General features: G+C 54.1%; 10 protein-coding genes. 6 read left to right on the top strand and 4 right to left on the bottom strand.

Annotation, left to right across the window (positions count from 1 at the left end):
• The first annotated feature begins 134 nt into the window (after positions 1–134).
• Both ACDO57_RS01030 and ACDO57_RS01025 read left to right on the top strand, forming a co-directional pair.
• Positions 135–1,841, top strand: coding sequence for a sensor histidine kinase (locus tag ACDO57_RS01030; RefSeq protein WP_024907633.1), 1,707 nt, complete (start codon positions 135–137; stop codon positions 1,839–1,841).
• Positions 1,842–1,844: 3 nt separating this feature from the next.
• The gene (locus ACDO57_RS01025; protein ID WP_024907632.1) at positions 1,845–2,576 is read left to right on the top strand and encodes a LytTR family DNA-binding domain-containing protein; all 732 of its coding nucleotides are present in this window, start codon (positions 1,845–1,847) and stop codon (positions 2,574–2,576) included.
• A 35-nt stretch (positions 2,577–2,611) separates the two neighbouring features.
• Here ACDO57_RS01025 and glk read toward each other — a convergent pair whose 3' ends face one another.
• Positions 2,612–3,577 (bottom strand): glucokinase, encoded by a 966-nt coding sequence (gene glk / locus ACDO57_RS01020; protein WP_370883427.1) that lies wholly within the window; start codon positions 3,575–3,577, stop codon positions 2,612–2,614.
• 205 nt (positions 3,578–3,782) lie between these two features.
• On the opposite strand from glk, the gene ACDO57_RS01015 reads away from it, so the two are divergent.
• The gene (locus ACDO57_RS01015; RefSeq protein WP_048990063.1) at positions 3,783–5,018 is read left to right on the top strand and encodes an ion channel protein; all 1,236 of its coding nucleotides are present in this window, start codon (positions 3,783–3,785) and stop codon (positions 5,016–5,018) included.
• Here the strand turns inward: ACDO57_RS01015 and ipdC are convergent, their stop codons facing one another.
• Complete coding sequence (gene ipdC / locus ACDO57_RS01010) at positions 5,019–6,677, bottom strand: indolepyruvate decarboxylase (RefSeq protein ID WP_370883426.1); 1,659 nt, start codon at positions 6,675–6,677, stop codon at positions 5,019–5,021.
• Between the two features lie 187 nt (positions 6,678–6,864).
• On the opposite strand from ipdC, the gene mgrA reads away from it, so the two are divergent.
• Positions 6,865–7,863: an L-glyceraldehyde 3-phosphate reductase gene (gene mgrA / locus ACDO57_RS01005; RefSeq protein ID WP_248272506.1), complete on the top strand. Its 999-nt coding sequence runs from the start codon at positions 6,865–6,867 to the stop codon at positions 7,861–7,863.
• Between the two features lie 127 nt (positions 7,864–7,990).
• The gene (locus ACDO57_RS01000; RefSeq protein ID WP_024907627.1) at positions 7,991–8,341 is read left to right on the top strand and encodes a DUF2502 domain-containing protein; all 351 of its coding nucleotides are present in this window, start codon (positions 7,991–7,993) and stop codon (positions 8,339–8,341) included.
• A 33-nt stretch (positions 8,342–8,374) separates the two neighbouring features.
• Here ACDO57_RS01000 and ACDO57_RS00995 read toward each other — a convergent pair whose 3' ends face one another.
• Entirely contained in the window at positions 8,375–9,613 is a 1,239-nt protein-coding gene (locus ACDO57_RS00995; RefSeq protein ID WP_024907626.1) for an Nramp family divalent metal transporter, read from the bottom strand.
• A 348-nt stretch (positions 9,614–9,961) separates the two neighbouring features.
• Here ACDO57_RS00995 and ACDO57_RS00990 point away from each other — a divergent pair, with 348 nt between their 5' ends.
• Positions 9,962–11,149, top strand: coding sequence for a NupC/NupG family nucleoside CNT transporter (locus ACDO57_RS00990; RefSeq protein WP_024907625.1), 1,188 nt, complete (start codon positions 9,962–9,964; stop codon positions 11,147–11,149).
• A 45-nt stretch (positions 11,150–11,194) separates the two neighbouring features.
• Here ACDO57_RS00990 and ACDO57_RS00985 read toward each other — a convergent pair whose 3' ends face one another.
• On the bottom strand, positions 11,195–13,384 hold the full coding sequence (locus tag ACDO57_RS00985; protein WP_370883425.1) for an EAL domain-containing protein: 2,190 nt from the start codon (positions 13,382–13,384) through the stop codon (positions 11,195–11,197).
• Positions 13,385–13,531: the final 147 nt, after the last annotated feature.

Here is a 13,531-nt window from a genome sequence, read left to right as displayed (position 1 = left end):
GGCCGTGTCCGTTACCTCCGGACAATCCCCTTTAATAATTATGGTTTTTCCTCATTTGATAAACCTGACGGATAGCTGGTCAATACGCGCCAGGTTTTTTATCATGGTTCTTTCCCGTTTTCCCAGGTCTACTCGTGCACGAAATATTCACTATGCTGCTGGCGGTTTTTGACCGTGCGGCATTAATGCTGATTTGCCTGTTCTTCCTCATCCGCATTCGCCTGTTTCGCGAGCTGTTGCACAAATCCGCCCACTCGCCAAAAGAGCTGCTGGCCGTTACCGCTATCTTTTCGCTGTTCGCCCTGTTCAGCACCTGGTCAGGCGTGCCTGTAGAGGGCTCGCTGGTTAACGTGCGCATTATCGCCGTGATGTCCGGCGGAATTTTGTTTGGCCCGTGGGTGGGCGTTATCACCGGCGTGATTGCCGGAACCCATCGCTACCTGATTGATATCGGCGGCGTAACGGCGGTGCCGTGCTTTATTACCAGCATTATCGCCGGGGTGCTCTCCGGCTGGATCAGCCGCAAAATCCCGAAAAAACAGCGCTGGCGCGCCGGGATCGTCGCAGGCATGGTGTGCGAAACGCTGACTATGATCCTGGTCGTCGTCTGGGCCCCCACCACCGCGCTGGGGCTGGATATCGTCTCGAAAATCGGGATTCCGATGATCCTGGGCAGCGTGTGCATCGGTTTTATCGTGCTGCTGGTGCAAAGCGTTGAAGGGGAAAAAGAGGCCAGCGCCGCCCGTCAGGCCAAGCTGGCGCTGGATATCGCCAACAAAACGCTGCCGCTTTTCCGCCACGTTAACGCGGAATCGTTGCGTCAGGTCTGCGAGATTATCCGCCACGACATCCACGCAGACGCCGTCGCCATCACCAATATTGACCACGTGCTGGCCTACGTTGGCGTCGGGGAACACAACTATCGCGACAACGATGACACCATCAGCCCAACCACCAGACAAGCGATCAATTACGGTAAAATCATTATTAAAAACAATGACGAAGCCCACAGAACGCCGGAAATCCACTCCATGCTGGTGATCCCGCTGTGGGAGAAAGGCGTCGTGACGGGCACGCTGAAAATTTATTACTGTCACGCGCATCAGATCACCTCCTCCCTTCAGGAGATGGCGATTGGCCTGTCGCAGATTATCTCCACTCAGCTGGAAGTCTCCCGTGCAGAACAGCTGCGTGAGATGGCAAATAAGGCAGAGCTGCGCGCGCTGCAGAGCAAAATCAATCCCCATTTCCTGTTTAACGCGCTGAACGCGATCTCCTCGTCCATTCGTCTTAATCCGGACACCGCGCGCCAGCTGATTTTTAACCTGTCCCGCTATCTGCGCTACAACATCGAGCTGAAAGATGACGAGCAGATCGACATCAAAAAAGAGCTGTATCAGATCAAGGATTACATCGCCATTGAACAGGCGCGCTTTGGTGACAAGCTCACGGTCATTTACGATATTGATGAAGAGGTCAACTGCGTGATCCCGAGCCTGCTTATCCAGCCGCTGGTCGAAAACGCGATTGTTCACGGCATTCAGCCCTGTAAAGGCAAAGGGGTAGTCACCATCAGCATTACCGAAAGCGGTAACCGGGTACGCATTGCCGTGCGCGATACCGGCCACGGGATTGACCCAAAAGTCATTGAGCGCGTGGAGTCTAACGAGATGCCCGGGAATAAAATCGGCCTGCTGAACGTGCACCACCGGGTCAAGCTGCTTTACGGCGACGGACTGCATATTCAGCGTCTTGAGCCGGGCACCGAAATTGCTTTTTACGTCCCGAATGAGCGCTCTCCCGTTCATTCGACAACATCACTGTTGCCCCAGGTGGAGTAACCCATGAAAGTTATCATCGTAGAAGATGAATTCCTGGCTCAACAGGAGCTCACCTGGCTTATCAACACCCACAGCCAGATGGAGATTGTGGGTACGTTTGATGATGGTCTAGACGTGCTGAAGTTTTTGCAGCATAACCGGGTCGACGCTATCTTCCTGGATATCAACATTCCGTCGCTGGATGGCGTATTGCTGGCGCAAAACATCAATCAGTTTGCCCATAAGCCGTTTATCGTTTTCGTTACCGCCTGGAAAGAGCACGCCGTTGAGGCCTTCGAGCTGGAGGCGTTTGACTATATCCTTAAGCCTTACCAGGAGTCGCGGATTGTCAGCATGCTGCAAAAGCTGGAGGCCGCATGGCAGCAGCAGACCGCCCCCGCTAGCGCCACCCCAACGGTACGGGAAAACGACACCATTAATCTGGTCAAAGATGAGCGCATCATCGTGACGCCGGTCAATGATATCTACTATGCCGAAGCCCATGAAAAGATGACGTTTGTTTATACGCGGCGGGAATCTTACGTGATGGCGATGAACATCACCGAGTTTTGCAGCAAGCTGCCTGCGTCGCACTTTTTCCGTTGCCACCGGTCGTTCTGCGTGAATTTAAACAAGATCCGCGAAATCGAACCCTGGTTTAACAACACCTACATTTTGCGCCTGAAGGATCTGGATTTTCAGGTGCCGGTGAGCCGCAGCAAGGTGAAAGAGTTCCGCCAACTGATGCACCTGTAAAGAAAAAGCCCTCTCCCGCGGGAGAGGGCCATGCATCAGAGAATTTGACCGAGAACCTGACGCAGGTGGGCACCCGACCCCAGCAGGCCTGGATTATCATGCACGATCAGATAAACCGGAATGTCCTGCACGTAGCTTCTGAAGCGCCCTTTATCCTCAAACCCGCCGCGGAAGCCCGAGGCTTTAAAGAAGTCGAGGAAGCGCGGTACGATCCCGCCCGCAATATAGACCCCACCGAAGGTTCCCAGCGTCAGCGCCAGGTTGCCGCCGAAGCGTCCCATAATCACGCAGAACAGCGACAGGGCACGACGGCAGTCAATGCAGGTGTCCGCCAGCGCGCGTTCGGTGACGTCTTTCGGCTGCAGGTTTTCCGGCAGACGACCGTCAGATTTCACAATCGCCCGATACAGGTTCACCAGCCCCGGCCCCGAAAGGACACGCTCGGCGGAGACGTGGCCGATCTCAGCGCGTAATTCTTCGAGGATAATGCCCTCTTCTTCGCTGTTTGCCGCAAAGTCTACGTGGCCGCCTTCACCCGGCAGGCTCACCCAGCGCTGAGCAACGTGCACCAGATGTGAAACGCCCAGGCCGGTACCGGCCCCGTAAACCGCAATCGGCTTACCTTCGACAGGTTCAGCGCCGCCAAACTGGATCAGATGCTCCGGCTTCAGCATCGGGATCGCCATGGACACCGCGGTGAAGTCATTGATGATTTCAAGATGCGCAAAGCCGAGGCTTTTTTTCATCTCGGCGATGGAGAATGCCCAGGTATGGTTGGTCATTGCGACCCAGTCGCCGGTTATCGGGCAGGCAATGGCGATGCAGCCATCTTCAACGCTAACCTGATGCTCGTCCAGATAGACGCGGACAACGGCCTCAAGGCTTGGATAATCCAGCCCTGAGTAGGTTTTCGCCCGGGAAATTTCACCGCTACTTACATCGCATAATGCGAGGCGCGCGTTTGTGCCGCCCACATCACCTACCAAAGCATACTTTGTCATTCTTCTACTGCTCCGCTAAAGTCAGAATAAATCTTTGGGACACTGTAAATTCAAGGCGTGATAACAACAACGGCCGTAAGGTGAATGCCCATGGATTATCGATCTTCGTCACAGAATAACTTTACCGTTTCAGCACCTTTTGCACTATTGCCATAAAGCTTAATGTGCAAAGTAACGTAATACCGTTTTGTACAAGGAAATCATCATGCTCCACCCGCGAGCCAGAACCATGCTGTTGCTGGCCATTCCGGCGCTAATCATTGGCGTGGTTTCAAGCCTGGTGCTCATTGTCGTGATGAAAGTCGCGTCGGTGCTGCAAACACTATTATGGAACGCGCTTCCTGCAGGACTGGGGGTCACCGCGGATTCTCCTGCCTGGATCGTTGTGATGCTAACGTTGACCGGTATTGCGGTGGGCCTGGTGATCCGTTTCAGTCCTGGCCATGCTGGACCAGACCCGGCACAGGAACCGCTGATTGGTGCCCCGGTTTCTCCTTCGGCACTGCCGGGGCTGATTATCGCGTTGATTCTCGGTCTGGCCGGCGGCGTCAGCCTGGGACCAGAGCATCCGATTATGGCGGTCAATATTGGCCTGGCGGTTTTCCTCGGTTCACGCATTTTGCCCCGCGTCGGCGCGCTGGACTGGACCATTCTCGCCTCCGCAGGTACCATCGGGGCGCTTTTCGGTACACCCGTCGCTGCCGCACTGATCTTTTCGCAGACGCTCAGCAGCAATAACGACGTCCCCCTCTGGGATAAACTCTTTGCACCGCTGATGGCCGCCGCCGCCGGGGCGTTGACCACCAGCCTGTTTTTCCATCCCCATTTTTCACTCTCACTCCCCCACTACGGCCAGATGCAAATCGCCGATATTTTCAGCGGCGCCATCGTCGTCGCCATCGCCATCGCGCTGGGGATGGTGGCGGTATGGTGCCTTCCACGTCTGCACCGGCTAATGCATAGACTCAAACACCCGGTGTTAATTCTGGGGGCCGGCGGTTTGATCCTCGGTATTTTAGGGGCAATCGGTGGGCCGGTGACGCTGTTCAAAGGTCTGGACGAGATGCAGCAGCTGGCCTTCAGCCAGGTATTTAGCGTCTCCGACTATCTGCTGTTTGCCGTAATCAAGCTGGCAGCGCTGGTGGTGGCGGCCGCCTGCGGTTTCCGCGGTGGACGCATCTTCCCTGCGGTCTTTGTCGGCGTCGCGCTGGGGCTGATGCTGCACGAACATGTCGATGCGGTGCCGGCGGCGATTACCGTCTCCTGCTCTATTCTGGGACTGGTTCTGGTGGTCACGCGCGACGCGTGGCTCAGCCTGTTCATGGCGGCGGTAGTTGTACCGGATTCGACGCTTTTCCCTCTGCTTTGTATCGTGATGTTGCCCGCCTGGCTCCTGCTGGCGGGCAAACCGATGATGATGGCCTGGCGAAACGACAAGTAGTCAGGCGTTATTGCGCGCTTCCAGCGCTTTGGTAAGCGCCCCCAGCAGCGGTGGGATATCTGCTTTCGGCAGCATCACCTCAATCAGCGAGAGCCGCTCGTGGTGCGCTACTTTTTCAAGGACGTCCGCCAGCTGCTCCGCTTCACTGACCCGCCAGCACTGGGCCTGAGGATCAAGGCTCAGTGCCTGCGGGATTTGCGTCCAGTTCCATAACGCAATGTCGTTATACCGCTGCTCCGGCCCGTGGATCGCCCTTTCTACCGTGTACCCTTCGTTGTTCAGAACCAGAATGATGGGGTGCTGTTTATCCCGCAGCATCGAGCCTAGCTCCTGAATAGTGAGCTGCGCCGCGCCATCCCCCGTCAGCACAATTACGCGCCGGTTCGGGCAGGCCGTTTGTGCGCCAAATGCCGCCGCCAGCGTATAGCCGATCGATCCCCACAGCGGCTGGACGATAAAATTCACGTCAGCCGGCAGACGAAGGTCGATCGCGCCGAAGGCTGAGGTGCCCTGATCCGCAAGAATGATGTCCCCCGGGCGGATAAACGTCTGCAACGTTTTCCAGAAATTCTCCTGCGTCAGCGAGCCATCCGGCTGCGGGTAGGCCATCGCGCTTTGAGAGGCCGGTACCGGCGTATCGTGCACGTGCTGTTTACACAGCTCCACCAGCGTTTCGATTGCCTGAAGCATGGGGATGCCGGTAAACCAGATATCACCGACGCGTGAGGCGTGAGGCTGAACTTCTATCGTTTGAGCCGGGGTAAGCTGATGCGTGAAGCCGGCGGTCAGGGTATCGGTAAATCGCGTGCCGATGCACAGCACGGTATCCGCCCCTTCAATCGCCTCTTTTACCGCGCCTGCGCTCGCCGAACCGCTGTACGTGCCGTAAAAACCGGCGTGACGCTCGTCAAATATGCCTTTACCCATCAGCATGGTGGCGTGCGCCATCGGCACGTCCTTGACCCATTTCTGTAGCGCATGCTTCAGGCCATGGCGCAGGACAAGGAAATCGGCCAGCAGCGCAGTACGCTTGCTCCTGGCAAGCCTGTTCTCTGCGGCATCCCGGAACGCTTTCAGGCAGGCGCTATCGGCATGCGAGTGCCGGAGCGTGAGAGCGTTTACAGGCGGTGTGGCGGCCTTTTTAGCCACGTCGGCGGGCAGCATCAGATAGCCGGGACGACGTTCCCGGAGCATGGTCGTTAATACCCGGTCGATTTCATAACAGGCGTTTTGTTCGGTCAGGATCGCCTGTGCAGCGGTGATCGGTTCGCTCATATGGTAAAAATGACGAAACTCACCGTCGCCCAGCGTATGGTGCAGCAGCTCACCTCTTTGCTGTGACGCCGTACCCGGCGCACCCACAATATGCAAGACCGGAACGTGCTCGGCGTAGCTGCCCGCAATGCCGTTCATGGCGCTTAACTCTCCTACGCCAAATGTCGTCAGCAGCGCGGCGAAGCCCTTACATCGGGCATATCCGTCAGCGGCGTAAGAGGCGTTTAATTCGTTGGCACAGCCCACCCAACAGATATCCGGGCTGTCTATCACATGGTCGAGAAACTGCAGGTTATAGTCGCCCGGCACGCCAAACAGATGATCGGCTCCACAATCTGTAAGACGGTCCAGCAGGTAATCGGCGACGCAGTATGGGGTACGCATAAACAGGTATCCTTCTAATGTTTTGACCTCACCTTGAGTATTAAATAAGCGTGATGGCTGTCCAGAATTGGCGATAAGAAGACCATGGAAAGAATGCTTTACAAAAAAGGCTGCGCTATGCTGCTTTTTTTCACGTAAATGTAAACGCATACACTGATTTTTTACTTCAGCGCCAGAGGTTACGAAAATGGGTTATCAGCCGGATAAAAATCGTTACGGGACAATGGAGTATCGCCGCTGCGGGCAAAGCGGGCTCAGGTTGCCCGCCATCTCGCTTGGGCTGTGGCATAATTTTGGTGACACCACCCTTATCGAAAACAGCCGTCAACTTTTACAGCGTGCGTTCGATCTGGGCATTACGCATTTCGACCTTGCCAACAACTATGGCCCGCCTCCCGGATCGGCCGAACGTAATTTCGGCCGTATTTTGCAGGAGGATTTCCTGCCCTGGCGCGATGAGCTGATCGTCTCTACCAAAGCGGGTTATACCATGTGGGAGGGGCCTTACGGCGACTGGGGATCACGCAAATATCTGCTGGCAAGCCTCGATCAAAGCCTGAAGCGCATGGGGCTGGAGTATGTGGATATCTTCTATCATCACCGGCCAGATCCGGAAACGCCGCTGCAGGAAACCATGAAAGCGCTTGACCATGTGGTGCGCCAGGGAAAAGCTCTGTATGTCGGGTTATCCAACTACCCGGCTGTTCTGGCTCGCCAGGCGATTGATATTCTTAATGACCTCGGTACGCCCTGCCTGATCCACCAACCGAAATACTCCCTCTTTGAACGTGCGCCGGAAGCGGGACTGCTGAACGTGCTGCAGGAAAAAGGGGTTGGCTGTATTCCCTTCTCGCCGCTGGCCGGCGGGCAACTGACCAACCGCTATCTGAACGGCATTCCGGCAGACTCACGCGCGGCAAGCGGCAGTAAGTTCCTTAACCCTGACCAGATAACCGAAGAGAAGCTGGAGAAGGTTAGAAAGCTGAATGCCATTGCGGAAGAGCGCGGCCAGAAGCTGTCCCAGATGGCGCTGGCCTGGGTATTACGCCATGAGAATGTGACGTCAGTACTGATTGGGGCAAGTAAAGCGTCGCAGATTGATGACGCCGTGGGCATGCTGGCAAACCGCCATTTCTCTGCGGAAGAACTGTCCCGTATAGAAGGCATTCTGAACAGCTCAAAATAGAACCACTTTTAGCAAAAAGTGCTCTCCCTCAGGAATTCGGAGTTGAGGCGATGAAACGAGGCTTTACCAACTCGTAAAATTGCGTTAACAGGCCCCACAAAGGCCCCGATCGTGAAGGAGAAAGAGTATGTTCAGGTCACTGATTCTTGCAGCGGTATTACTGGCTTCAGCCCCGCTGATCGCCACTGCGGGCGAAATCACCCTGTTGCCATCAGTAAAATTACAAATTGGCGATCGTGATGACTACGGCAGATACTGGGACGGTGGCTACTGGCGCGACCGTGACTACTGGAACCGTCACTATGAGTGGCGCGGAGACCGCTGGTGGAAACATGATAACGGCAGACACCGCGGCTGGTATAAAGACAGCGCCTACGAGCGCGGCTACCGTGAAGGGTGGAACGATCGTGATGACCGTCGCGGCGGCTGGGGTCGCGGCAAAGGTCACGGACATGGCCACCACGGTCATGACGATTAACAGCAAAAAGGAGCCTCACGGCTCCTTTTTCTTTTAGAGTCCCAACGCTGTACCAATCAGCAGCCACAGGTTCAGCGCCACCACCACCACCACGATGGCCCACCCGGTCCGTTTCACCAGCGTTGAGTTGACCAGTTCGCCCATCAGGTTTTTGTCGCTGGTAAAGATCAGCAGCGGCACCAGCGCCAGCGCGATACCAAAGCTCAGCAGCACCTGGCTCATGACCAGAATTCGCGTTGGGTCGAGCCCCATCAGAATCACCACAAATGACGGCAGCATGGTGACGGAGCGACGCACCCACAGCGGAATATGGAACCGGACAAACCCCTGCATCACCACCTGGCCTGCCAGCGTGCCCACCACCGTGGAAGAAAGACCGGCAGCCACCAGGCTAAGACCAAATATCGTGGCGGCAGCATGGCTCAGTAGCGGCTCCAGCGTGAGATACGCCTGGTCGAGATCGGCAATACCGGTGTGACCGTTAAAGTGGAAAGCGGCAGCTGCGGTAGCCATCATCGCCAGATTGACAAACCCGGCGATGGTCATGGCGATCGCCACGTCCCATTTGGTGGCGGAGTAACGCTCTTTGCGCGTCCCACCGTGGAGATGCTGCGTCAGCGAGGAGTGCAGGTAAATCACATGCGGCATGATGGTCGCCCCTAATACCCCGGCGGCCAGGAACACCGCTTCCGAGGTTGGCAGGCTTGGGATCGCCATCCCTTTAGCGAGCTGCGCCAGATTCGGCTGTGAGAAAATCAGCTCGACGATATAGGCCGCCGCGACAAACAGCAGCAGACCGCCAATGACCTTCTCCAGCGGCTTTTGACCCCGACGCTGTAGCATCAGGATCAGGAACGTGGCAATCCCGGTGAGTACCGCCCCCTGCAACAGCGACACGCCCAGAATCAGCTTAAAGCCGATCGCTGCGCCGATAAACTCAGCGAGGTCAGTGGCCATAGCGATGATTTCCGCCTGAATCCAGTAGAGCCAGACGGCCGGACGCGGATAATGGTCGCGAATTTGCTCCGCCAGGTTTTTGCCCGTGGCAATCCCCAGCTTTGCAGAGAGCATCTGAATCAGCATCGCCATCAGGTTAGCCCAGACGACCACCCACAGCAGCTTATAGCCGAAGCTGGCCCCGGCCTGAATATTGGTCGCAAAGTTACCTGGATCGATATAGCCAATGGCAGCGATGAACGCAGGTCCCATTAATGCGAACCGCAACTTGCGCGCGGCTCTGCCACTGCTACCCTCTACGCGACTGTTTGTCATTTCTGCCTCTGAAATATAGCCTTTGCTATGTTTAATGCTATCAAAATGAGAATGATTATCAAGTTCATTTGTGAAGTTTACAGTGATTTCTCTGATAGCTTTGAACGATAGACGGGCGGGTAAGTGGGGCGATCTAACAGAAACTGAAATCGCGCGCGCTTTTGTGAAGACTAGCACACAAACTTAACTTTTCACTCATTTACCTAACATAACAAAAATGTATTGTGGATCACTATTTTTGAGACTCGTCACAGGATGTAACTATAGTGTGTCCTCGATCTCGTTTTCTTTTCCCTTGTTACATAGAATGTGCACGAAAATTAAACCTGCCTCATATTTGGAGCAAATATGGACCGCGTCCTTCATTTTGTCCTGGCACTTGTTGTCGTTACTGCACTCGCATTGCTGGTCAGCACAGACCGCAAAAAAATTCGTATCCGTTATGTTGTCCAGCTGCTGGTCATTGAAGTTTTACTTGCGTGGTTCTTCCTGAACTCCAACGTAGGCCTCGGCTTCGTAAAAGGCTTCTCCGAAATGTTCGAAAAACTGCTCGGATTCGCCAATGAAGGGACCAACTTTGTCTTCGGTAAAATGAACGACGAAGGTCTGGCGTTCTTCTTCCTGAAGGTTCTCTGCCCAATCGTCTTCATCTCCGCACTGATCGGTATTCTGCAGCACATCCGCGTTCTGCCGTTCATTATTCGTGGAATTGGCTTCCTGTTATCCAAAGTGAACGGCATGGGCAAGCTGGAATCCTTTAACGCCGTCAGTTCCCTGATCCTCGGTCAGTCTGAGAACTTCATCGCGTATAAAGATATTCTCGGCAAAATGTCCCGCAACCGCATGTACACCATGGCGGCAACCGCAATGTCTACCGTTTCCATGTCTATCGTGGGTGCGTATATGACCATGCTGGAGCCGAAGTATGTTGTTGCGGCGCTGGTTCTGAACATGTTCAGCACCTTTATCGTTCTGTCGCTGATCAACCCGTACCGCGTTGACGCCAGCGAAGAGAACATCCAGATGTCAAACCTGCACGAAGGCCAGAGCTTCTTCGAAATGCTGGGTGAATACATTCTGGCTGGTTTCAAAGTTGCGATTATCGTTGCCGCTATGCTGATCGGCTTCATTGCGCTGATTTCTGGCCTGAACGCCCTGTTCGCCGCGGTGCTGGGTATCTCCTTCCAGGGGATTCTGGGCTACATCTTCTACCCTGTTGCATGGGTGATGGGTGTTCCTGCGCACGAAGCGCTGCAGGTGGGCAGTATCATGGCAACCAAGCTGGTATCTAACGAATTCGTTGCGATGATGGATCTGCAGAAAATTGCCAGCACGCTTTCTCCGCGCGCGGAAGGCATTCTCTCCGTGTTCCTGGTCTCCTTCGCTAACTTCTCGTCCATCGGGATTATCGCGGGTGCGATTAAAGGTCTGAACGAAGAACAGGGTAACGTGGTTTCTCGCTTTGGCCTGAAGCTGGTTTACGGCTCTACGCTGGTGAGCGTCCTGTCTGCTTCCATCGCGGCACTGGTACTGTAACGTTTACCGTTAAACAAAAAACCGGGAGCCTGGCTCCCGGTTTTTTTATGCCCGCAACTCTTCCAGCGGTTTGGGTTTACCTATCAGGTAGCCCTGCAGGTAATCCACGCCGAAGCGAAGCAGCATCTCCCGCTGCTCAGGTGTTTCTACATATTCCGCTACAACGCACAGCGATTTCGTCTTTGCCAGATTACACATCGACTGGACGATCATCGCATCCATATCGTCGGTACAAATGTCTTTAACAAAACAGCCGTCAATTTTAATGATATCTGCCTGCAGGCGTCTGAGACGCTCGTAGTTGGCGTAGCCAGTACCAAAATCATCAATGGCAATCCGGAAACCGTAATCCCGCAGCTGCTGAATATTGTGGATGCTGCAGCCAGAGTTTGAGAAGGCCTGCTCTTCGGTGATCTCAATCACGACGGCCTGCGGCGCAACGCCGTAGCGTTCAAAGAGCGCGCAAATCTCGTTCGCCACCTCTTTTTGCATCAGCGTGAGCGGCATCAGATTGACGGAAAAACGGGCGCCAGCCTGCGTTGCAGGGTGATCGCGCAGCCATACCAGTAATTTTTCCATGACGCACATATCAAACCGATGGCTGAGGTTGAACTGGGCAATCAGCGGAATAAAGCGGTCAGGGGTGAAGATCTCGCCCTCGCTCTCCATACGCGCCAGGATTTCGTAATACCCGCTCCCGTCCGCCTTCTGGATCGGTTGCGCGTATAAATGGAACTGCCCCGCCTCAAGGGCATGCTTAATTCGCGCCAGCATCAAGACACGCTCTGTCGTTTGGCCTGATGCCGCCTCAAGGCTATTCGTGAGCGCGAGAACGTTTTGCTCTCCGCAGGCCTGCTCTGCCAGCCAGCTCAGCTGTCCCAGCGTGTGATGCAGCTTTTCGCCGTTTTCGACCATTCCCCAGGACGCGCCAAATTCAATATCCAGCCCGGTGTTGTTCCAGAAAATCTTACGGCTGTTCAGCCGATCGACCATGTGCTGGAGACGCTCGGCGGTTCCCGGCCCCAGTAATACCAGCACCAGTTCGCTTCCCGGAAGCTGGAAGAGCGTCTCATCTTTCTGCAAAAGCGGCTGTAGCGACGTGGCGATCGTACGTTTGCAGTGGACCCGCATGATAATCCCGTAGTGGCGGCTCAAAAACTCCAGGTTATCCATACGCAGAATGCACACTTTGGCATCCGGATGAATCTCGAGGTAATCCTCCAGCGCACGAATATTGGGCAAACCGGTCAGCGGATCGGTCAGCGCCCTACCCTGCCAGCCCCGTTTCAGCCACTCGCTGCGCTGGTAAATTCGTGACATGTAAAGCAGACAGATAGCAAAAGAGATAAGCACGGACAGGATAAAAGAGAGCGAATGGCCCGATTCCACCCCGTTAAGGAAGTTGTAGTTGTAGGTCAACAGCAGGAGCGCGGATGCAGCCCACAGCAGAGAGATAAGCGCATAGGTCAGGCGGCTTATCGCTAAGGTAAAAAGAATAAAAATCAGCGGCATCAAATAGCCCGCAATGACCGGTGATTCAAAAGGACCACATAAAATGACGAGAATGAAGCCTAAAAGCGTCAGCCAGACAAAAATAAATAATAGATTCTTGTGATAAAACACGGGCTTCACGCTTCGCCGCCAGAAGGTCATGGCATAACGAGGATTAATTATCATTCTTAATGGGTAATAGAACATCATGGTAAAAATCAATGCCGCACATATCAGGCTTTGTATATCCACAACGTTATAAATTACCGTTCCTTCGCCGAAAAAGGTGGAAATAGTCACCGGAAAATCAAACAAATAGCCTGCCATATACATCGACAGTTTAATACCTAATGGCACAATAAAACCGAGCCAGAATATACGTAGCCCGATGTGCTTGTTAGGGATGCTGTGACGCCAGCGCTTGCCCAGCATGAGGCGCAGCAGGCCGCACGCCGCAAACAGCGCAAAGGTCTGACAGAACAGTAAAACTGAATATTGTAGCGGTGCTAAATTAACATAAAATAAATTAGTGACAGTAAAACCTAACACAATGGGGAGAATTGCCCTGCGCCCAAATAGCAGAATTACTGCCAGCATAACGCTTAGCGGTAGCCATGCTAAATAAACATCGTGACCATTAACCATTGCGCGGGGGGAGAGATAACGGGAGACAGGTACCGCAATCAGACAAAGTGTCAGGGCAATTATAAATATCTTTACATTATTGTACGTTTTTCTATTCATTAAGCTGATGAGTATATTATCCGTTCGAATCATTGACCGGGTGGATAATAGGTTTATTAATTGCACGAATCAAGTTCAAGTCTATTTATAGACTGCTTTATTGATGTCGATTGAGGTGAGGTACGAGAATACCTTCTTTTTGATAAC

Origin of the sequence: Enterobacter cloacae complex sp. 2015409 (assembly GCF_041365315.1) — a bacterium.
GTDB lineage: Bacteria > Pseudomonadota > Gammaproteobacteria > Enterobacterales > Enterobacteriaceae > Enterobacter > Enterobacter pseudoroggenkampii.
Note: the sequence above shows the minus strand (reverse complement) of the source record. Positions and strands in the feature narration are given on the sequence as shown.